General features: G+C 40.2%; 17 protein-coding genes. 8 read left to right on the forward strand and 9 right to left on the reverse strand.

The annotated features are described in order from the left end of the window. The first annotated feature begins 144 nt into the window (after positions 1 to 144). The 4 genes from P7J36_RS04185 (at position 145) to glgB (ending at position 5,765) form a co-directional block, all read left to right on the forward strand. Complete coding sequence (locus tag P7J36_RS04185; protein ID WP_002935156.1) at positions 145 to 1,272, forward strand: glucose-1-phosphate adenylyltransferase; 1,128 nt, start codon at positions 145 to 147, stop codon at positions 1,270 to 1,272. Positions 1,273 to 1,284: 12 nt separating this feature from the next. Further along, positions 1,285 to 2,400, forward strand: coding sequence for a glucose-1-phosphate adenylyltransferase subunit GlgD (gene glgD / locus P7J36_RS04190; RefSeq protein WP_002935157.1), 1,116 nt, complete (start codon positions 1,285 to 1,287; stop codon positions 2,398 to 2,400). An 8-nt stretch (positions 2,401 to 2,408) separates the two neighbouring features. Beyond that, positions 2,409 to 3,854 (forward strand): glycogen synthase GlgA, encoded by a 1,446-nt coding sequence (glgA, locus tag P7J36_RS04195; RefSeq protein ID WP_408551329.1) that lies wholly within the window; start codon positions 2,409 to 2,411, stop codon positions 3,852 to 3,854. Positions 3,855 to 3,926: 72 nt separating this feature from the next. Continuing rightward, positions 3,927 to 5,765, forward strand: a complete 1,839-nt coding sequence (gene glgB, locus P7J36_RS04200; protein WP_408551330.1) for a 1,4-alpha-glucan branching protein GlgB — start codon at positions 3,927 to 3,929, stop codon at positions 5,763 to 5,765. 126 nt (positions 5,766 to 5,891) lie between these two features. Here glgB and P7J36_RS04205 read toward each other — a convergent pair whose 3' ends face one another. The 6 genes from P7J36_RS04205 to uvrB form a co-directional block, all read right to left on the reverse strand. Next, complete coding sequence (locus P7J36_RS04205; protein WP_014637883.1) at positions 5,892 to 6,692, reverse strand: transporter substrate-binding domain-containing protein; 801 nt, start codon at positions 6,690 to 6,692, stop codon at positions 5,892 to 5,894. A 171-nt stretch (positions 6,693 to 6,863) separates the two neighbouring features. Next, positions 6,864 to 7,673, reverse strand: a complete 810-nt coding sequence (locus tag P7J36_RS04210) for a transporter substrate-binding domain-containing protein (protein ID WP_079254971.1) — start codon at positions 7,671 to 7,673, stop codon at positions 6,864 to 6,866. 200 nt (positions 7,674 to 7,873) lie between these two features. Beyond that, positions 7,874 to 8,341: an 8-oxo-dGTP diphosphatase gene (locus P7J36_RS04215; protein ID WP_408551331.1), complete on the reverse strand. Its 468-nt coding sequence runs from the start codon at positions 8,339 to 8,341 to the stop codon at positions 7,874 to 7,876. A 9-nt stretch (positions 8,342 to 8,350) separates the two neighbouring features. Then, positions 8,351 to 9,082, reverse strand: coding sequence for an elongation factor Tu (locus P7J36_RS04220; protein WP_408551340.1), 732 nt, complete (start codon positions 9,080 to 9,082; stop codon positions 8,351 to 8,353). Continuing rightward, complete coding sequence (locus P7J36_RS04225) at positions 9,079 to 9,570, reverse strand: GNAT family N-acetyltransferase (RefSeq protein WP_408551332.1); 492 nt, start codon at positions 9,568 to 9,570, stop codon at positions 9,079 to 9,081. Before P7J36_RS04225 ends, P7J36_RS04220 begins: the two co-directional genes overlap by 4 nt. 24 nt (positions 9,571 to 9,594) lie before the next feature. Further along, on the reverse strand, positions 9,595 to 11,580 hold the full coding sequence (gene uvrB / locus P7J36_RS04230; RefSeq protein ID WP_408551333.1) for an excinuclease ABC subunit UvrB: 1,986 nt from the start codon (positions 11,578 to 11,580) through the stop codon (positions 9,595 to 9,597). A gap of 197 nt (positions 11,581 to 11,777) precedes the next feature. Between uvrB and P7J36_RS04235 the strand changes: the two genes are divergently transcribed. Next, positions 11,778 to 13,973, forward strand: coding sequence for an ABC transporter substrate-binding protein/permease (locus tag P7J36_RS04235; protein ID WP_408551334.1), 2,196 nt, complete (start codon positions 11,778 to 11,780; stop codon positions 13,971 to 13,973). After that, on the forward strand, positions 13,973 to 14,713 hold the full coding sequence (locus P7J36_RS04240) for an amino acid ABC transporter ATP-binding protein (protein WP_172099953.1): 741 nt from the start codon (positions 13,973 to 13,975) through the stop codon (positions 14,711 to 14,713). The genes P7J36_RS04235 and P7J36_RS04240 overlap by 1 nt, the downstream gene beginning before the upstream one ends. Before the next feature lie 60 nt (positions 14,714 to 14,773). Here P7J36_RS04240 and P7J36_RS04245 read toward each other — a convergent pair whose 3' ends face one another. Next, positions 14,774 to 15,265 (reverse strand): GNAT family N-acetyltransferase, encoded by a 492-nt coding sequence (locus tag P7J36_RS04245; RefSeq protein ID WP_408551335.1) that lies wholly within the window; start codon positions 15,263 to 15,265, stop codon positions 14,774 to 14,776. Positions 15,266 to 15,565: 300 nt separating this feature from the next. On the opposite strand from P7J36_RS04245, the gene P7J36_RS04250 reads away from it, so the two are divergent. Further along, on the forward strand, positions 15,566 to 17,098 hold the full coding sequence (locus tag P7J36_RS04250; protein WP_408551336.1) for an ATP-binding cassette domain-containing protein: 1,533 nt from the start codon (positions 15,566 to 15,568) through the stop codon (positions 17,096 to 17,098). A 77-nt stretch (positions 17,099 to 17,175) separates the two neighbouring features. Here P7J36_RS04250 and P7J36_RS04255 read toward each other — a convergent pair whose 3' ends face one another. Further along, positions 17,176 to 18,456, reverse strand: a complete 1,281-nt coding sequence (locus P7J36_RS04255) for an O-acetylhomoserine aminocarboxypropyltransferase/cysteine synthase family protein (RefSeq protein ID WP_408551337.1) — start codon at positions 18,454 to 18,456, stop codon at positions 17,176 to 17,178. Between the two features lie 139 nt (positions 18,457 to 18,595). Between P7J36_RS04255 and P7J36_RS04260 the strand changes: the two genes are divergently transcribed. After that, the gene (locus P7J36_RS04260) at positions 18,596 to 18,829 is read left to right on the forward strand and encodes a hypothetical protein (RefSeq protein ID WP_398581637.1); all 234 of its coding nucleotides are present in this window, start codon (positions 18,596 to 18,598) and stop codon (positions 18,827 to 18,829) included. A 178-nt stretch (positions 18,830 to 19,007) separates the two neighbouring features. Here P7J36_RS04260 and P7J36_RS04265 read toward each other — a convergent pair whose 3' ends face one another. Next, on the reverse strand, positions 19,008 to 20,159 hold the full coding sequence (locus P7J36_RS04265; RefSeq protein ID WP_408551338.1) for an iron-containing alcohol dehydrogenase: 1,152 nt from the start codon (positions 20,157 to 20,159) through the stop codon (positions 19,008 to 19,010). Positions 20,160 to 20,634: the final 475 nt, after the last annotated feature.

Raw genomic sequence — 20,634 nt, forward strand, 5'->3', positions numbered from 1 at the left:
AACAAAATACAATATGTTATGATACATTTATGAAAGACGTTGAAAAGAAAAATGAAAATAATTCATTTTTCTTTAAGGAAACGCTTTCATTTTTTTATAATTTATGCTATAATACACATATCATATATATTAAGGAGTGGTTAAATGGCTCAAAATAAAATGTTAGCTATGATTCTTGCTGGTGGACGTGGAACACGTCTAGAAGGGTTGACAAAAAAAGTCGCCAAACCAGCGGTCGCATTTGGCGGAAAGTACCGCATTATTGACTTTCCTCTCAGTAACTGTGCCAACTCAGGTATTGATATTGTCGGAGTTTTGACTCAGTATGAGCCTGTTCTCTTGAACTCATACGTTGCACAGTCTCAACGTTGGGGGCTTGATGTACAAGGATCTGGCGTCTTTGTATTACCACCGAGTGAAAAAATCGAAGGTTTCGGACTTTACAAAGGTACAGCCGACGCTATTACACAGAACATTGATTTCATTGATCTTCACGATCCAGAGTACGTATTGATTTTGTCTGGTGACCACATCTATAAGATGAACTACGACAAACTCCTTGATACACATATTCAGAAAAAAGCAGATGCTACGATTGCGGTTATCGAAGTTCCAATCAAAGAAGCTTCACGTTTTGGTATCATGAATACGGACGAAGATTACCGTATTGAAGAATTTGAAGAAAAACCAGAAAATCCAAAGAGTAACTTGGCCTCAATGGGTATCTATATCTTCACATGGAAGACCTTGAAAAAATATCTCCAGGAAGATGACAAATTAGATACTTCTTCACACGATTTTGGGCACGACATCATTCCGAAATACTTAGAAGATGGCCGCACTCTCATTGCCCATCCATTCCGCGGTTATTGGAAAGACGTAGGTACCGTTAACAGCCTCTGGGAATCCAATATGGACTTGATTGATCACGCTGGAGATTTGGACCTTTCTGACCGCTCATGGAGAATCTATTCAGAGGATAAGGGTTCTCCTGCCCAAGTCATTGGTGCGACTGCAACTGTTAAATCTGCCTATATTGATAAAGGGGCAGTTATTGACGGTACAGTAGAACATTCTGTTATTTCAACAGATGTACAGGTCAACCAAAATGCCGTAGTAAAAAATTCTGTCGTCCTGCCTGGTGCTATTATCGGCGAAGGTGTTGAACTTGACTACGTCATCGTCGCTGAAAATATTAAAATTGCCGACGGAGTTAAACTCACAGGAGACATCGACCATATCCTCTTGATTGACAAGAATGTGACCAAGTAAGAAAGGACTGCTATGCTAAGAAATACTCTCGGAATTGTAAATATTGAAGGAAACAACGTACATTTTGGTGATGTGATGAAGCACCGTGGCGTACAAGCTTTCGGTTTCTTAGGTCGTTATCGCCTAATTGACTTTGCTCTATCCAATATGTCAAACTCTGGAATTACAGAATTCCAAGTGTACATGCCTGCCGAAATGCGTTCAACAATTCAGCACGTTGGTACAGGAAAACACTATAATATCAACAGTAAACGCGGTACCCTTCGCTTGCTCAATAGCGCAACAGACCCAAATAGTGTCTATCGTCACGATATTAATGCCTTCACAGAAAACATCCACTACATCGAAAAGTCTACAAAAGATTATGTGCTAGTTGCTCCATCTTACTTCATCTATAGCCAGGATTTTTCAAAAGTCATGGATGACCATATTGCAACGGATGCTGATATTACCGTTCTTTATAAAAACGTTTCAGATGCTAAAGAAAATTTCATCGGCTGCCAAACTCTCAAATTTGGTGAAGACCGTCGTGTCGTAGCTTTTGAGGAAAACCACGGTAAATATAAAAACCGTCCCGTTTCCCTTGAAGCCTACATTATGAAACGGACTACATTTATCGACTTGATTAAACGTGCTAACAAAGTGTCGTCTCTCTACTGGTTAAAAGATATTTTACGTGATACAGTTGACCAGTACAAGATTATGGGCTATGCACATCGTGATTATGTCGCATGTATCAATACGACAGCTTCCTACTTCAATACTCAAATTGAATTGATTGACCAAGATACCCGCAAACTCCTCTTCAAACATGATTGGCCAATCCATACCCAAACAAGTGATAGCTCACCATGTTTGTATGGTCCATTGGCAGAGGTCAAACGTAGCCTAATTTCAAATGGAGCGAATATCAATGGTCAAGTCGAAAATTCAGTCATTGACCGCGATGTTATCATTGAAGAAGGTGTTGTTATCAAAAACTCAATCATTCTCAATGGCGTGACAATCAAGAGTGGGGCGAATATTGAAAATGCAATTATCGATAAAGCAACTAAAATTATTCACCCAATTGACATCAAGGGAAGCGAAACTTCGCCTTCATACTTGAAACCACACCAAATCATTTAGGAGCTAACATGACAAAAAAATCTGTTCTCTTTGTAGCATCCGAGGGACTTCCGTTCATCAAGACTGGCGGATTGGCTGATGTTATTGGCTCTTTGCCAAAAGAATTGGTAAAACAGGGTTTAGATGTCCGAGTCGTTCTACCACTCTACAAAAAAATTGCAGTAAACAATCACTCTGATTTCGATTACGTATCAAGTTTTGATGTGCGGGCTGGCGACATCCAATCTATGGCAAATGTTTACAGTCAGGTTGTTGATGGAGTAACATTCTATTTTATTGAGCACCGCGATTTCTTTGAACGCGATAAACTATATGGATATGACGATGATGCCATGCGTTTTGGCTATTTCCAACATGCTACATGTCGTCTGTTAGAAGCACTTCATTTCTTCCCGGATGTCATGCACACACATGACTGGCACACTGCTGCCCTTCCATTCCTTTGCCGTACTTTCTATAGCTACCGCGAAGAATTCCGCAATATCAAGCATGTATTCACTATTCATAACTTGGCTTTTCAGGGGATTTTCCATAAACAAGCGCTTTGGTCAGCGCTTGGCATGGACTATAGCTACTATTTGGATGGTATTGCACGTTTTCATGATGAATGTATCAGCTTCATGAAGCTTGGTATCCTATATGCTGACAAGGTTACTACAGTTTCTGAAACTTATGCTCGCGAAATCCTAACGGAAGAATTCGGCGAAAACATGCAACATGTACTAGAGTTGCGCAAATATGACTTGGTTGGCATTGTCAATGGTATCGACTATGATAGTTGGGATAGTCAAACAGACCAGTACCTTGTGAGAAATTATAGTCTTGAAACGATTGAAAGTAAAAAGGCTAATAAACTGGCCCTGCAAGCACAATTTGCCCTTCCACAAGATGAGAATGTCCTATTGATAGGTATCGTCTCTCGCTTGACATGGCAAAAAGGGTTCTATCTCTTGACCGAGGTACTTGGCCATCTTCTTCAAGCCCATGTCCAATTTGTTATCTTAGGCAATGGTGAGGAAGACATTGAAAATGCCTTTAATCACTTTAAACACGCCTATCCTGATAAATTTGCATTCTACCGTGGTTACAATGAACCACTTGCCCACCAAATTTATGCAGCAAGCGATCTCTTCCTCATGCCTTCTATGTTTGAACCATGCGGCATTAGCCAGTTGATTTCAATGCATTACGGAACACTCCCTCTAGTGCGTGAAACAGGTGGCTTGGTTGATACTGTAGCACCATACAATATGTCTACCAAAGAAGGAACTGGTTTTAGCTTTGGAGGGCGTGACGCTTACAATATGCGACAAGTCTATGATTTAGCCCTTCAAACCTACTATGATCGTCCCGATGACTGGCATGCCATGGTTGAACAAGCTATGAAGCGTGATTTTAGTTGGACAGCTTCGGCAGAGAAATACATCTGGCTCTACCGTGAAATTAGTGGTTAGGAAATAAGATGAAAAAATAAACTGAATCGGAGTGGGACCCTAGTCCACTCCTTTTCGGCAATGGAGATTGCTATGACAGAATTTACTGACCTAGATTTATATTATATGAATGCTGGTGAGCATACCACTCTTTACGAAAAAATGGGTGCTCATATTATAAAAGAAGGAAACAAAATTATCGGAACCCAATTTCGTGTCTATGCCCCAAATGCCAGAGAAGTATTCTTAGTTGGCAACTTTAATGAGTGGCAACGCAGTCACTCTATGGAGCGTGAAATTGATGGTGTGTTTCAACTTTATGTAGACGGATTAAAATCCCTTGAAGATTATAAATACCTGATTATCACACACGATGGGCGTGAAATATATAAGGCTGACCCTTATGCATTTTTCAGCCAAGTTCGTCCAGACACTGCCTCTACAACCTACAATTCGCGTTATAAATTCAAAGATGACCTCTGGATGTATAATCGTGTTAACTATGATTTTAAAGAACAGCCAGTATCCATCTACGAGGTGCACTTAGGTTCGTGGAAGCAAAAATTTGCTAATAAGAATGAAGGAGGAGCTCCTGTAGAAGCTTTCAATAGTTATAAGGAAATTACTCCACTTCTCATCGAACATATCAGGGAAAATAACTACACACATATTGAATTATTGCCAATTACCGAGCATCCTCTCGATGCGTCTTGGGGCTATCAGGTAACAGGCTACTACAGTCCAACTAGTCGCTATGGCAAGCCAGATGAACTTAAGTATTTAGTTGACCAATGTCACCAAGCAGGAATCGGAGTGATTCTTGACTGGGTACCACTTCATTTCTGTAAAGATGCTCATGGGCTCTACCAGTTTGATGGTAGTTGGCTATACGAATACTCCTACGAACAAGATCGTGAAAACCACCAGTGGGGGACTGCTAATTTTGACCTTGGAAAAGGACTGACTCGTTCTTTCCTTCTTTCTAATTTAAAATACTGGTTGGAATATTTCCATTTTGATGGCATCCGTGTTGATGCACTATCTTATCTCCTCTATTGGCGTGGTGAAACAGATGAAGATAAGATAAATCATGCCGCTATAGACTTTATCAAACGTGTCAACGCCATGGTCCATACCGACTATAAGGGAGTCCTGATGATTGCTGAAGACTCTTCAAGCTTCCCTAAAGTCACACATCCTCTAGAAGATGGCGGTATTGGATTTGATATGAAATGGGATCTGGGCTGGATGAATGATACACTAAAATTCGTGGAACGCCCTGCTATTTATCGAAAATATCACTCAAATGAAATCACTTTTGGTATGTACTATAACCAAAACGAGCAATTCTTACTACCACTTTCGCACGACGAAGTTGTTCATGGGAAGCACTCCATTATCGAGAAGATGAATGGCGACTACGAAGATAAGTTCCATCTGGCTCGAGTCTACTACAGCTTTTACTTTGCCCATCCTGGAAAGAAATTACTCTTCATGGGAAATGAATGGGGTCATATCCGTGAATGGCACGAATATACAGAAATGGACTGGGGACTGCTACAATTTCCAATCCACCATTCTTTCTATCAAATGATGAAAACATTATCTACTTTCTATAAAGAACATGATGCTTTCTGGAAATATGACTATCAAGCCTATGAAAAAGGATTTAATTGGGTAAGGATTGACGAAGAAGCTAGCCTATACGCTTTTTCTCGTACTAGTGATGAACAAGAAATTTTGACCGTTCATAACTTTAATGATCAGGAATTGTTTGATGTGCACTTGAATCTGCCTGCAGATAGTGAGTACAAGTTGGTCTTCTCATCAAATGCTATTCCATTGGAAACATTTAGCCTCTATCCCGATGAAAATGGAGCTAGAATTACTGTACCACGTTTGACCAGTTTTTATCTAGAGCGTGTGAAATAATTATCTATAAAAAATGGAGTATTGAACCGACCCCAATTTTCTGTCTAACTTTTGGTGTGCGGCTCACTTGCTCCATTCTTTTTGCATGCAAAAACAACCACCGTTTCCGATGATTGTTCCTTTCTCTTATTCAACACTTGTATATGTTGCAGCTTTCTCAAGGAAAGTATCAAACTCACCACTTGCTTTTACTTCTGCGATAACCTTGTCTATCGCAGTTTTTAGTTCTGTACTACCTTTTGGCAAAGCAATGACTTTCGAATTCTCATCAATCGTTGGAAATTCAACGGATGCAACGGCTAAATCTGAATTCTGTGAAACATAACCAGCAGCAACTGGAGAATCCATTAAAATAGCATCAACTTTTCCTGATTTGAGCTCATTTACAGCTTCACCCATCAAGGTTAAAGAAATTAGGTTAGCTTGACTAATATTTTCTTGTGCGTAGGCTTCCTGTGTTGACCCCTTTTGTACCGCAAGAGTCTTCCCACTCATAGCATCAATTGAAGTGAGTGAATTGGCGCTATCTTTTTTGATAAGTAAGACATCAGAAATTTGATAGTAACTTTCAGAGAAATCAAAAACTTTCGCACGCTCTTCCGAATACGATAGACCAGCAATTGCAATATCAGCTTTGCCATTTTGAACGCTAGACAATACATTGTCAAAACTCATTGCTGAAACTTCAAGCTTGACCCCAAGTTCGTCGGCTATTTTTTGAGCCAACATAATATCTGCACCAACAACTTCATTCTTTCCATCAACTAGTGCCTGAAACTCGAATGGAGCATAGTCTGGACTAGTTGCCACTACCAATGTACCTTTTTCTTTAATTTTATCTAATGCGGATTGTGATGACGTCGAAGAACAAGCTGCCAATGTCAGTCCTGCTAAAACTGTTGCTGCTAATGCCAAGATTTTTTTCATATTTCCTAACTACCTTCTCTTTATTTTAATAAAATACCTATTCTAAAAAACACAAGCTTTTTGATTTTCATTGTATTTTCTTGCAGTTTTTCAGAATGTATTCTCATTTTAATTCATTTTTATACATTTGTCAAGAAAATATTATTTTTATTCAATTTAATTGCATAAAATTTAATTGTTAGCAATGGATAATTCATAGGCTTCTTGAACAAATTGATCCATCTGTCCAGATTCTACTAGTTTTGTAATGACAGAGTCAACTTTTTCCTTTAAAGCTGTACTTCCTTTTGGCAAGGCAATAGCATAGGCATCTGAATAGCTACTTTTTATCTCAGTATCTAAAATAACCAAATCATCATTTTTGGCAACATAGGCTTTCGCAATCGGCTCTTCAAAAATAACTGCTTCTACCTTCTGTGATTTTAATTGATTAATCAGCTCTCCGTTCGAAGCCAGAGCAATAACCGTGGAAGACGGAAGCTGTTCTTTAACGATTTGTTCTTGAATAGAACCTTTTTGTGCTCCTATATTTGCCTCAGCTAGAGAATCAAGCGATGTATATTGTGCCAGATCCTCTTTATTTATAATAACTTTATTGGTTGAGGTGTAGTAAGGAATGGAAAAATCATACACTTTTGCGCGCTCTTCAGTGGCTGAAATTCCTGAAATGGCAATATCCGATTGCCCTGACTGGACATTGTTCAAAACATTATCAAAACTCATCGCTGAAAATTCGACTTCTACACCCAATTCTTGCCCAATGGCTTTTGCAAGCTCAATGTCAGCTCCAACGATTGTATCTTTGCCATCAACCAGTGTTCTAAACTCAAATGGTGGAAATTCTGGATTCAATGCAACAATTAGTTTTCCCTTTTCCTGAACATCCTTCAAAGAAGTATCTTCTTGAGTAGCATTTCCACTACAAGCGCTTAGGGTCATCGTTGCCAGTAAAACCAAGCCTGTCATAATATATTTTTTCATCATCATATTCTCCTTTAAAATAATCCTGTGCATACTTATACCGTTTTTTTATATAAAACATCGGACTTTCATTGTAGTAAAATGCATATTTTTTCTCCTTTTTTGAAAGATAAAAACATTTTATGTCATTTTTATACATTTGTCAACTTATTTTTTGTATTTTTATTCAAACAACATAAAAAAGAAGCTATTTCTAGCTTCTACCTAAAATTCCTATCCCACTCTCCATCTTCATTTTTTCTAGTATAAAAGAACTCGGACAAATCTGGATCATCCATGACTTTTAAAATTTCCAGCAAATCATAGGCCAAATTCATCTGTGGGAGGTCTGTTTTCTTGACCCAACGAACTTCGCCCTCCTCTGTTGACTGTAGGGTTCCAGTAAATTCTGTAGCCTTATAAAGAAAGACCATATAGCGATGACCTTCCTTATCAGGCCAATGTTTGACACCAACTAATCGAGCATTTGCAATGGTCAAACCAGTTTCTTCCTGAACTTCCCTAACAACAGAATCATGAAGATTTTCACCTTCTTCAATATGCCCTCCAGGAAAAGCAACACCTGACCAACGATAGCGTTCAGGGTCACGAATTTGCACTACGACATTCCCATCCTTATCTTCGATTAGGCACATATTGGTCAACGTGACCATTTCTTTACGAGCCATGGTAACTCCTTATCTCTCAATTTCAAACCAGACTAACAAATCTACTGGTCTCTTTTTATTATTCCAACGGTGGTATTCACTAAATACTTCTTCGATACTGCCAAACTTTTCGACCAAACTATCTATGGCTAAAAAACTATGCCAGTATTCATAGAAAATAGAAGCATAATCTCCTTCATAAGTCTTTCGGCCAAATTCCAATAAAGAATGGTAGCCGTATTTTCCCTGAAAGAGTGTGACCAATTGCTGATTAACTATTTTTTCTCGAGCAAACTCCTCTTCTCTTAAAAAATAACGACGACTGATGTATTCAACCATCCCCTCTTCAAACCACATTGTCTCTTCTTCGTAATCTAAAAACAACTCACTTTGATGGACCAATTCATGTCCAACAATCTGTAAAAGATGGTTGTCTGATAGCGATTGATAATGCCTTGTAATCATAGACAAATCTTCTACAGAATAATTTTCTAATTGCTTGAGATAAATATCCTGCCAAACTTGTCTATCTGGAGTCATGACCATACGAACATCATTGGTATAGGCTGGTATGGGGCATTCTCGGATAAAACGAGTCGCAGCCTCTTCATCAGCCCAAATAATCACCTCAGGCAAGTCTTTAACCTTAAAATGAGTCTGTATATAACTTAGGTACTGTTGAAATACTTGTCTATGACGGTCTACAAATTCTTTGTAGTTCACCAATTGTTCTGCATTACTAACTAAAAATAAATCTTTCAACGATTTCTTCTCCATACCATCCTATGTTCTATCCGTTCTTCCCCAAGATGAACTATCTTCTTCACACCGTCAAATCGGAATCCCACTTTTTCATAAAAAGCAATGGCACGCGCATTTCCCTCCAATACCCATAGAGTAACCGTTTCGTAGCTCTGCAATTTTTCCAAAGCCGCCTGCATAAGCTGGTAACCAATCTTCTGATTATAATAATCCGCCAAGACATAGAGGGCGAAGAGCTCCCCTGCTCCTGGCAAATCCTCCTGACTAGACGAGCCGTAACAGGCAAAACCAACCACCTGCTCATCCACCAGTGCTACCAAGACATTCTGAGGATAGCGAAAGGCCCAGTCCTGACAGCGTTCTAAGGTGTAAGCATTCTTTAAAAATTCCTGAGGTAACAAGTCAGCATAGGCCTCCTGCCACGATTTCCAATGAACATAGGCCTTGCCCCTGATTTCCTCCTCAGTCTGCATGGGTTTGATAAGCATATCCCTACCTCCGTGAATTATTTTCTACATATTCTTCAACTCAATGACCATATCACGAATCTGAGCAGCCAGTTCAAAGTCAAGCACTTCTGCCGCTTCCTGCATCTGACCTTCCAGTTTCTTGATCATAGCCTTGCGTTCGTCTTTGTTGAGGGCATTGAAGTCCACCACTTCTTCCTTGTCCTGAGTGACAGCCTTGGTCACGCTAATCAGGTCACGGATTTCCTTCTTAATGGTCTGTGGAATGATACCATGTTCTTCATTATAAGCCATCTGGATTTGACGGCGGCGGGCGGTTTCCTCCATAGCCTTCCGCATGGACTCAGTGACCTTGTCCGCATACATAATCACATGACCTTCAGAGTTACGGGCCGCCCGACCAATTGTCTGGATGAGCCCTCGTTCATTACGGAGGAAGCCTTCCTTGTCAGCATCCAAGATAGCAACCAGACTAACCTCTGGCACGTCAATCCCTTCTCGAAGCAGGTTAATCCCTATCAAGACATCAAATACACCCAGGCGCAAATCACGGATAATCTCCGTCCGCTCCAAGGTCTTGATGTCCGAGTGCATATACTTGACCTTGACACCCATTTCTTTCAGGTAGTCGGTCAAGTCCTCAGCCATTTTCTTGGTAAGCGTAGTGATAAAGGTCCGCTCGCCTTTCTCAACACGGGCATTGATTTCACCTAAAAGGTCATCCATTTGACCCATGGTTGGACGGACTTCCACTTCTGGATCCAAAAGCCCTGTCGGCCGAATAATCTGCTCGACAACGGTATCGGTCTGCTCCATTTCATAGTCACCTGGCGTCGCAGATACATAGACAATCTGGTGGACATGGCTCTCAAATTCTTCCCTGCGCAGCGGACGATTGTCCAGTGCACTCGGGAGGCGGAAACCATAGTTGACCAACATCTCCTTGCGTGAGCGGTCACCATTGTACATCCCCTTAATCTGCCCCATAGTCATGTGGCTCTCGTCAATCATAATCAGGTAGTCTTCAGGGAAAAAGTCCAGCAGAGTATAAGGAGGCTCGCCCTCGCTTCGCCCGTCCATGTGTCGTGAATAGTTCTCAACTCCGTTGGTGTAGCCCATTTCCCGCAGCATTTCGATGTCGTAGTCGGTTCGTTGTTTCAATCGCTGAGCTTCCAAGAGTTTTCCTTCTGCTTCAAAGACCTTGAGCTGCTCTTCCAGTTCCGCCTGAATCTTGGCAATGGCTGTTTCCATGTGGTCATCGTTGGTCACGAAGTGGGTGGCAGGGAAAATCGCCAAGTGTTCCACATCACCCAAAACCTTACCTGTCAAGCTTTCAATCTCACGAATGCGGTCGATTTCATCCCCGAAAAACTCCACACGAAAGGCATGCTCATCACGAGAAGCTGGGAAAATCTCCACCACATCTCCACGCACACGGAAACGTCCTCGTTGGAAGTCGATGTCGTTGCGCTCAAACTGAATATCGACCAAGGAATTGAGCAACTGGTCTCGGGAAATCTCCTGGCCGGGTCGCAGACTGACCACGCTGTCAGCATATTCCTTGGGCGATCCCAAACCGTAGATACAGGAAACGGAGGCCACAACGATGACATCATTCCGTTCGAGAAGAGCTGAGGTCGCTGAGTGACGGAGTTTGTCAATCTCATCATTGACCGAACTGTCCTTCTCAATATAGGTATCGCTAGACGGTACATAGGCTTCTGGCTGGTAGTAATCATAGTAAGACACGAAGTATTCGACCGCATTTTCTGGGAAGAATTCCTTGAACTCACTGTAGAGCTGACCAGCTAGGGTCTTGTTGTGGGCGATGACCAAAGTGGGCTTATTGACACGGGCAATGACCTGACTCATGGTGTAGGTCTTACCAGTACCAGTCGCCCCCATGAGAATCTGGGCTTTTTCACCCCCCTCGATATTATCCACCAAGGTTTCAATAGCTTGAGGCTGGTCACCAGACGGTGAGTATTTAGATACAAGTTTAAATTGGTTTTCAGTATTTCGATTGATCATATACCTATTTTATCATAAGTTCGACTAATGGAGAAACATTCTAAACCATTCACGACTATGTCCAAAATATTAAATTTTCTCACATTTTAATGACTTTGTATGTCAGAAATTCTAACATCGCAAAAACCTCGATTTTGCATTAATTTTCAGAATATGATATACTAGGACAGTTATTTTATAATAGAAGGAGTATGAAAATGAAGAAAAAATTACTCATACTATTGACAAGTATTTTGTCAGTATTCTTTATTTTTACCGGTGTCAAGGCTGATGATACAATCGATATCGTTTTCGACAATGCCTACGCACCATTTGAGTTCAAAGACTCAGACCAAGTTTATAAAGGATTAGACGTTGATATCATCAATGAAGTTGCCAAACGCTCTGGTTGGACAATGAATCAAACCTTCCCAGGATTTGACGCTGCGGTCAATGCAGTTCAATCAGGTTCTGCCGATGCTTTGATGGCAGGTACAACCATTACAGAGGCTCGTAAAAAAGTGTTTACTTTCTCTGATCCATACTTTGATACAAAAATCGTTGTGGCTACAACCAAGTCAAATACGATTTCTTCTTACGAAGACCTTAAAGGTAAAACAGTTGGTGTTAAAAACGGAACTGCTGCCCAGGCCTTCCTTGAAGAAAGCAAAGGCAAATATGGCTTCAGCATTAAGACCTTTGATACTGGCGATTTGATGTACAACAGCCTTTCAACTGGTGCCGTTGATGCAGTTATGGATGACGAAGCGGTTATTCAATACGCTATCCAACAAGGTCAAGACCTTAGCATTGATATCGAAGGTGAAGCAATCGGTTCATTTGGTTTCTCAGTTAAAAAAGGTAGCCAATACGAGTACCTCGTAGAAGATTTCAACAAAGCACTTGCTGCTATGAATAAAGATGGTACTTATGAGAAAATCATGAACAAGTGGCTTGGTTCATCTTCTGCTAGCGAAAGCACAAACTACTCATCTCGTCTCAGCTTAACTGGCAATGCAGCAAGTAAAGCTACACCTGTAAAATCAAGCTATACAATCGTTGCTGATTCATCATTTGCTCCATTTGAATACCAAGATGAATCAGGCAACTATGTCGGAATTGACATGGAATTGATTAAAGCCATTGCTGAACAACAAGGCTTTACCATTACCATTCAAAACCCAGGTTTTGATGCGGCATTGAACGCTGTACAAGCAGGACAAGCCGATGCAGTTATCGCTGGTATGTCTATCACAGATGCTCGTAAGGAAATCTTTGATTTCTCAGATGCTTACTACTCGTCCAATATCCTCCTCGCTATTAAAAACGGTAGCAATATTACTTCATACGAAGATTTAAAAGGTAAAACAGTCGGTGCTAAAAACGGTACAGCTTCATATACTTTCTTAGAAAGTAACAAAGATAAGTACGGATATACTCTAAAAGCATTTGACGAAGCTTCTGGTATGTATGACAGCTTGAACTCAGGTTCTATTGATGCCCTCATGGATGACGAAGCGGTGCTTCTATACGCTATCCAACAAGGTCGTGACTTTGCAACTCCAATCCCTGGTGAAAAATCTGGTGAATACGGATTTGCTGTTAAAAAAGGTACTAACCCTGAATTGATTGAAATGTTCAACAATGGTATGGCTGCTCTTGTGGCATCAGGCAAGTACGATGAAATTTTGAACAAATATTTCAACACAACAGAAGAAACAAGTACAACCACTACAACAGTTGACGAGACAACAATTGTAGGTCTCTTGAAAAACAACTACGGCCAGTTACTCTCAGGTCTTGGTATCACAATTGGACTTGCTCTTCTATCATTCGCTATTGCAATTGTCATCGGTATTATCTTTGGTATGTTTGCAGTAAGCCCAGTTAAAGCACTCCGCGTTACTTCATCTGTTTTTGTAGATGTTGTTCGTGGTATTCCACTCATGATTGTTGCCGCATTCATCTTCTGGGGCATTCCAAACTTGATTGAATCCATCACAGGTCAACAATCTCCAATCAACGACTTTGTCGCTGGTACCATTGCCCTATCCCTCAACTCAGGTGCCTATATCGCAGAAATCGTTCGTGGTGGTATTCAGGCAGTTCCTGCGGGTCAAATGGAAGCATCTCGTAGTTTGGGTATCTCTTACGGAACAACCATGCGTAAGATTATCTTGCCACAGGCAGGTAAAATCATGTTGCCAAACTTTATCAACCAGTTTGTCATTACATTGAAAGATACTACTATCATTTCAGCTATTGGTTTAGTAGAACTCTTCCAAGCTGGTAAAATCATCATTGCCCGTAACTATCAATCATTCCGTATGTATGCAATCCTTGCCATCATCTACTTGGTAGTTATCACACTTTTGACTCGCTTGGCTCGTAATCTTGAAAAAGGAGGCAAATAATGGCTCAATTGAAAATTAGTGTCCATGACTTGCATAAGTCATATGGAAAAAACGAAGTCCTCAAAGGCATTACTGCCAAATTCTATGAAGGCGATGTTGTTTGTATCATCGGTCCTTCTGGTTCAGGTAAATCAACATTTCTCCGGACAATGAACTTACTTGAAACCATTACGAGTGGACAAGTAACTGTTGACGGATATGATTTGACAGATCCTAAGACAGACGTGGATGCATTCCGCTCCAACGTCGGAATGGTTTTCCAACACTTCAACCTCTTCCCACATATGTCTGTACTTGATAACATCACATTTGCGCCAATCGAACACAAATTGATGGACAAATCTGAAGCTGAAAAAGTCGGCATGGAATTATTGGAAAAAGTTGGATTGGCAGACAAACGCGACGCTATGCCAGACAGCCTTTCAGGTGGTCAGAAGCAACGTGTTGCCATCGCTCGTGCCCTCGCTATGAACCCAGACATCATGCTCTTTGACGAACCAACTTCCGCCCTTGACCCTGAAATGGTTGGCGATGTACTCAACGTTATGAAAGACTTGGCTGAGCAAGGTATGACTATGTTGATCGTCACACACGAAATGGGCTTCGCCCGCAAGGTTGCTAACCGCGTTATCTTCACGGATGGCGGCGAGTTCCTTGAAGATGGTACACCAGAACAAATCTTCGACAACCCACAACATCCACGTTTACAAGACTTCCTAGATAAGGTATTGAACGTGTAAAAATACAAAAAGCCTTTGACCAAGTGTGTCAGAGGCTTTTTAACATCTCACAATTAATACCTATAACATCTTTTTGTAAGACCAACCTTTCTTTGTCTTTTCAACTGCTTCAAAACCACATTTCTCAAACAGCTTTCGTGAACCAAGATTCCAATCGTAAATTTCTTCGACAAGTATTTCCACAAAACCAAGCTCCCTTGCACGCTCGACCATTCGCTGCAATACCTTGGTTCCAATTCCTTTGTTCCAATACCGCTTATCTCCAATGGCAATGGCAAAATCATCTGTAAACAGTGTCACATCACCAATTGGGATAAACTGATTGTCTTCAAAAATTTCAATAAAGTAACATTCTCCATTTGTTGCCAAATAGCCATACATACGATTGAGCCGATCCAAAGTATAAGGTTCCTTATTTCCATCAATCAGCCATACTAATTCTAGATCTTGATGCCATTCAAAAGCAAAATCATGCTGGCCATCATACCGACGTAAACGGACTTGTTTGTCTATTTCTAAAATATCTGCTTGCTCAATTCCAGTGATTGCCATTTCGGATCCTCTCTCATTTACAATAAGTTCATTTTAACATATATCTCTATCAAAATCTATGAATATTATAGCGCGCTGATTGACAAGCTTCTATCGATATGCTATATTAAAACAAATAAAGCATTGCGAGGTAAGGAGAAATGGACAATAACAAGTAAACTCAATTTAAGTTCTATACTTATTTAGTAGTTTTCTTGCGTCCATTTTTCTGTTCCCTCTATTCCTTGAATAGGGTCTTTTTGAGCAGACTTCGACACACTACTAAATAGGTAGTGTGTTTTTTCTTGTAAAGGAGGCCTTATGCTACTAACCACTCAACACCTAACCCTCGACCATCAAAAAGATTTGAGAAATCTGGTTCATGACCTAAACCTCATTGTCAACCCTGGCGATAAAATAGCCATCATCGGAGAAGAAGGAAATGGAAAATCCAGTCTATTACTCACCTTGATGGATTCAACTCTTGTCGCCGACTACCTGCTCCTATCAGGCAACATTCACCGATATTTTCACTCGCCAGTCTATGTTCCCCAAAGTCTTTCACTGGAAATGGCAGAGCTAACCTTGAACGACTACTTCTTCGGAGATATAGACAGTGACATTGATTACGGTCTACTCTACCTCTATGCTGAGCAGCTCCAGTTTGACAGTGAGCGATTTGCCAGTCAACAATTGATTGGAAGCCTGTCAGGTGGCGAAAAATTAAAAATTCAGTTAATCAAATCTCTAGCAACTCCATCTGATATTATTTTTCTGGATGAGCCGTCCAATGACTTGGATTTAGATACCTTACTTTGGCTTGAAAACTATATCATCACGAGTCCTAAAACCATTTTATTCGTTTCTCACGATGAAGACTTCCTTAGCAGAACAGCTACAAAAATCATTCACCTAGAATCTGTTAAGAAGAAAACACTTGCTCAAACCAAGGTTGAAGATCTTGACTACCAAGATTACGCACAGAAGCGCCAACAAGCCTATCAGAAGCAAGTCCAACAAGCTCGGAACGACAAAAAAGAATTTGACAAAGCTATGAATAGGCACCTACGTCAAAAATCACAGGTTCGTCATACCTTGCTCAACACCCATGATGCCACACTAGGACGGCTCATAGCCAAGAAAATGAAGAATGTCTTATCACGTGAAAAACGCTATGAAAGAATGAAGGAAAATCTTACACAAGTTCCTTTTCATGAAGATGCCATTTCCCTCTTCGTCTCAGACATTTCACCACTACCAGCTAGAAAACAAGTGCTTCACTTAGAAAACTTCCAATTGAACATTGGAGGGCGACAATTAGTTCAAAATATCCATTTCAACTTAAATGGACAAGAGAAAATTGGCATCATTGGACAAAATGGAATAGGTAAATCCAGCTTTCTAAAGATCATCTATCAGAAACTCAGGCAACGAGCAGATATAAACTTGGGCTACATGCCCCAGCACTATACAGAAGTCCTTGATGAGTCTAAAACTCCACTTGATTTTTTATTAGAAAATATCAATCGTGAGCAGGAACAACTAATCTTGACACATCTAGCCAGTCTGCAGTTTACACGACAAGAAGTTCATCACAGGATCTGTGAACTTTCAGGGGGACAAAAAGCCAAGTTACTCTTGTTAAAAATGGTTCTTGATCAAGCCAATTTTCTCTTATTAGATGAACCCAGTCGAAACTTCTCTCCTACTTCTCAGCCTCATATTCGTCAACTATTTGCCGATTATCCAGGTGGCTTGGTATGTGTATCACACGACAGACGTTTTTTGAAAGAAGTTTGTCAAAGAATCTACCGACTAACTGAGAATGGACTGGAAGAACTGGAACAGATATAAAAAAGGAAAATATCACACACGCCAAATTTCCTTTTATTTATTAATAAAGAATGAAGTCATGCTATTCGATTCACAACCTATAATTTATCAAGAGCAAGCTGTAAGTCCTCAATCAAATCATTGACATTTTCAAGTCCGATGGATAGGCGGATTTGATTTGGTGTGACCCCAGCAGCAAGTAAATCTTCCGGAGCTAACTGAGCATGGGTGGTTGTAGCTGGATGAACGACCAATGATTTAGCATCGGCAACGTTTGCTAAATTGGAAAAGATTTCCAAACTATCAATAACCTTACGCGCTTCTTCTGCTCCGCCTTTTACTTGGAAAGAGAAAATAGAGCCAACTCCCTTAGGCAGGTATTTATCCGCCAAAGGCTTATAAGGACTATCTGGAAGTGATGGATAATTGACCGACTCTACCTGAGGATGACTAAGTAAAAAGTCAACAATTTTTTCAGCATTAGATACATGACGCTCTACACGGAGAGACAAGGTTTCTAACCCTTGCAAAAGCAAGAAGGCGTTGAATGGAGAAAGGGCAGCACCTGTATCACGAAGTAATTGTACACGAACTGCTACAATAAATGCTGCTGCACCAATATCACGAGTATAACTAATGTTATGATAGCTTGGATCTTCTTCAACAAATTGAGGAAACTTACCAGAGGCCGCCCAATCAAACTTGCCGCTATCGACAATCACACCGCCAATGGTCGTACCATGCCCACCGATAAACTTGGTTGCTGAATGGACGGCAATATCAACACCATGAGAAAATACATTAATCAAATATGGAGTTGCAAAAGTATTGTCAGACACTAGTGGAATTTGGTGGTTGTGGGCAATCTCTGCCAATTTTTCAAGATCAGGAATATTGATAACAGGATTTCCCAAGGTTTCAATAAATACCAGTTTTGTATTGTCTTGAATGGCAGCTTCTACTGCTTCAAAGTCATCAATATCTACAAAGCTTGTTGTAATACCATAGCGAGGAAGGGTTTCTTTGAATAGGTTAAAAGTCCCGCCATAGAGTGTCGTTGCCGCCACAATGTGATCGCCAGCATGTGCTAATGCAAGAATAGTGTATGTGATAGCTGCCATTCCTGAAGAAGTGGCCAAGGCACCAATCCCTCCTTCCAAAGCCGCTACGCGATTTTCAAAAGTAGAGACCGTGGGATTCGTGATACGAGTATAGATATTCCCTGATTTACGCAAGGCAAATAAATCTTCTGCTTCTTGAGCGTCTTCAAAAACATAGGAAGTAGTTTGATAGATAGGTACCGCACGTGATTTTGACGCGGGATCAACTTCCTGTCCAGCATGGAGTTGAAGGGTTTCAAATGAAAATTCTCTAGTCATAAAGGTACTCCTTTGGTCTTTTTCAGTATTCTACCCTATTTTTACCATCTTGACTAATTCTTAAATATTAGAGATATGTATAGTTAACAACTATAGCCATAGGATCAGTTATTCTAAATGAAAAATTTTTCCATATTACATGGATACTAAACAAGCACTTAAATGCCTAAAATGTAAGTCAGTAAAGGCTGAGAAATACACTTCAAAAATCGTGACTATTCTTCTCAACATGCAATTAATGGACAAGCTACTGGGGCAAAGCGGCGCAATATTTGCCCTTCTTTATGAGTCTGATAAATCCCATTTTCGTTGTCGTTTTTGTGGACATCGTTTCGCAGTCAAAGAAAATTTATTTATCAAAGTAGGCCAATAGTTAAAGATTTTAGAAAACTACTACATTTAGGACTAGAAAAACTAAATGACCAAATTTTATAGCAAGTTCTATTCAATATTATAGGATACTCGTTAGCCATACTTCCACAAAAATAGGAAGCCGGGCAAACCATAATGGATCACTTGCCCAGCTTCCTTAACAGAAAACAGATATTATCCTAGAACAATTCTTTGTAATAGGAGATTGTCTCATCTAATGTTGGCATGAATGGATTGCCTGGTGCACAAGCATCAATCAAGGCATTCTTAGAGAGGTATTCAAAATCAAAGTCTTCTTCCTTGATGTCCAACTCCGTTAATTTCTTCGGAATACCAACTTTGGCAGACAGTTCTTCGATTTGGGCAATGGCATAGTCAGCACATTCTTCATCAGTCTTACCTGCGATATCAAGACCTAAAGCTTTTGCAACATCGCGGAAAGCAGCTGGTACACGTTTGGCATTTTCACGTTCAATGATTGGCAAAATCATAGCACAGCAGACGCCATGTGGCAGATCGTAAACAGCACCCAATTGGTGAGCCATAGAATGCACATAGCCCAGACCAGCATTGTTAAAGCTCATACCACCAAGGAAAATAGCATGGACCATAGCCTCACGGGCTTCTATATCTTGTCCGTTTTCAACTGCTCGTGGTAGGTATTCTTTAATTAACTCAATGGCACCCATAGATAATTTTTTGGTTACACCGTATGCTCCAGGAGTTACCAAGGCTTCGATGGCATGAGTCAAGGCATCCATACCTGTTGCTGCAGTCAAAGCTGAAGGCTTGGACAACATAAGCTCAGGATCGTTGACTGACATAACAGCTAGACTGTTTTTATCCACCATAACCATTTTAACCTTGCGTTCTTCATCGGTGATAACGTAGTTAATGGTGATTTCGGCTGAAGTACCTGCAGTTGTATTGATTGCTACAACTGGCAGACCAAGTTTTTCTGACTTATGCAATCCTTCATAGTCTTGTGGTTTACCACCGTTTGTTGCCATGATAGAAATACAGCTTGCCGCATCCTGAGGAGAACCACCACCAACTGAAATGATGAAATCACAGTCATTTTCCTGCAAAACTGCTAGTCCATCAAATACATTTTTACAAGTCGGGTTAGGATCGACCTTACTAAAGACTACGTAGTCAATACCTACTTCATCAAGTGGCTTGGTAACTTTAGGTAAAATATCACTTGTTCGGATAAAATCATCTGTCACAAGCAGAGCCTTTTTGTAGCCCAAATCCTTGACATAACTACCAATTTCGTTGACACAACCGCGACCAATCAAATTGACCGCTGGGACGTAAAATGTTGCCATAGACAAGCTCCTTTATTAATTTGAATTATTTTATATTATTATACTGTTTCCGATGAATTTTGTAAAGAAAATGTGAAACTTTTAACGTAAAATATTGCCTCCTACCAAAGACAATGTTTAACCATCCACCTTACTGCTACTCTGCAACAATTCGTTTACTTGATGAATGGTTTAAAATTCAGTAAAATAATGTTTACGAGGAGGGAAAATTATGAATTTACTCGAGTATATCGGTCCGATTTTTTTCATTACTGCAATCATTAGCTACAGTCTCTATAGGAGGTTTAAAGATAGCAAAGCCACTATTATAGTACCAAAATGTCCAAAATGTAAGTCAGATAAACTTCAAAAATACACTCCTAAAAAAGAACCCACTGAAAAAGTCATCAACTTGATGTCTTTTTTTGCTATACTAGAGTCGAGGTGATTCCTATGCTTGATAATCAAATTCAGTTAGATCTTAGTTCCTATTCTC

The sequence above is a fragment of the Streptococcus suis genome, from assembly GCF_046032115.1.
Classification (GTDB): Bacteria; Bacillota; Bacilli; order Lactobacillales; family Streptococcaceae; genus Streptococcus; species Streptococcus suis_AJ.

What these genes read in the sequence shown, in the direction of transcription:
- glgD (WP_002935157.1), top strand. Translation starts at nt 1,285, where the DNA reads ATGCTAAGAAATACTCTCGGAATTGTAAATATTGAAGGAAACAACGTA.
- P7J36_RS04205 (WP_014637883.1), bottom strand. Translation starts at nt 6,692, where the DNA reads ATGAAAAAAATCTTGGCATTAGCAGCAACAGTTTTAGCAGGACTGACA.
- P7J36_RS04260 (WP_398581637.1), top strand. Translation starts at nt 18,596, where the DNA reads ATGGATACTAAACAAGCACTTAAATGCCTAAAATGTAAGTCAGTAAAG.
- P7J36_RS04235 (WP_408551334.1), top strand. Translation starts at nt 11,778, where the DNA reads ATGAAGAAAAAATTACTCATACTATTGACAAGTATTTTGTCAGTATTC.
- uvrB (WP_408551333.1), bottom strand. Translation starts at nt 11,580, where the DNA reads ATGATCAATCGAAATACTGAAAACCAATTTAAACTTGTATCTAAATAC.
- P7J36_RS04210 (WP_079254971.1), bottom strand. Translation starts at nt 7,673, where the DNA reads ATGAAAAAATATATTATGACAGGCTTGGTTTTACTGGCAACGATGACC.
- P7J36_RS04225 (WP_408551332.1), bottom strand. Translation starts at nt 9,570, where the DNA reads ATGCTTATCAAACCCATGCAGACTGAGGAGGAAATCAGGGGCAAGGCC.
- P7J36_RS04255 (WP_408551337.1), bottom strand. Translation starts at nt 18,456, where the DNA reads ATGACTAGAGAATTTTCATTTGAAACCCTTCAACTCCATGCTGGACAG.
- P7J36_RS04185 (WP_002935156.1), top strand. Translation starts at nt 145, where the DNA reads ATGGCTCAAAATAAAATGTTAGCTATGATTCTTGCTGGTGGACGTGGA.
- P7J36_RS04240 (WP_172099953.1), top strand. Translation starts at nt 13,973, where the DNA reads ATGGCTCAATTGAAAATTAGTGTCCATGACTTGCATAAGTCATATGGA.
- P7J36_RS04245 (WP_408551335.1), bottom strand. Translation starts at nt 15,265, where the DNA reads ATGGCAATCACTGGAATTGAGCAAGCAGATATTTTAGAAATAGACAAA.
- P7J36_RS04215 (WP_408551331.1), bottom strand. Translation starts at nt 8,341, where the DNA reads ATGGCTCGTAAAGAAATGGTCACGTTGACCAATATGTGCCTAATCGAA.
- P7J36_RS04265 (WP_408551338.1), bottom strand. Translation starts at nt 20,159, where the DNA reads ATGGCAACATTTTACGTCCCAGCGGTCAATTTGATTGGTCGCGGTTGT.
- glgB (WP_408551330.1), top strand. Translation starts at nt 3,927, where the DNA reads ATGACAGAATTTACTGACCTAGATTTATATTATATGAATGCTGGTGAG.
- P7J36_RS04250 (WP_408551336.1), top strand. Translation starts at nt 15,566, where the DNA reads ATGCTACTAACCACTCAACACCTAACCCTCGACCATCAAAAAGATTTG.
- glgA (WP_408551329.1), top strand. Translation starts at nt 2,409, where the DNA reads ATGACAAAAAAATCTGTTCTCTTTGTAGCATCCGAGGGACTTCCGTTC.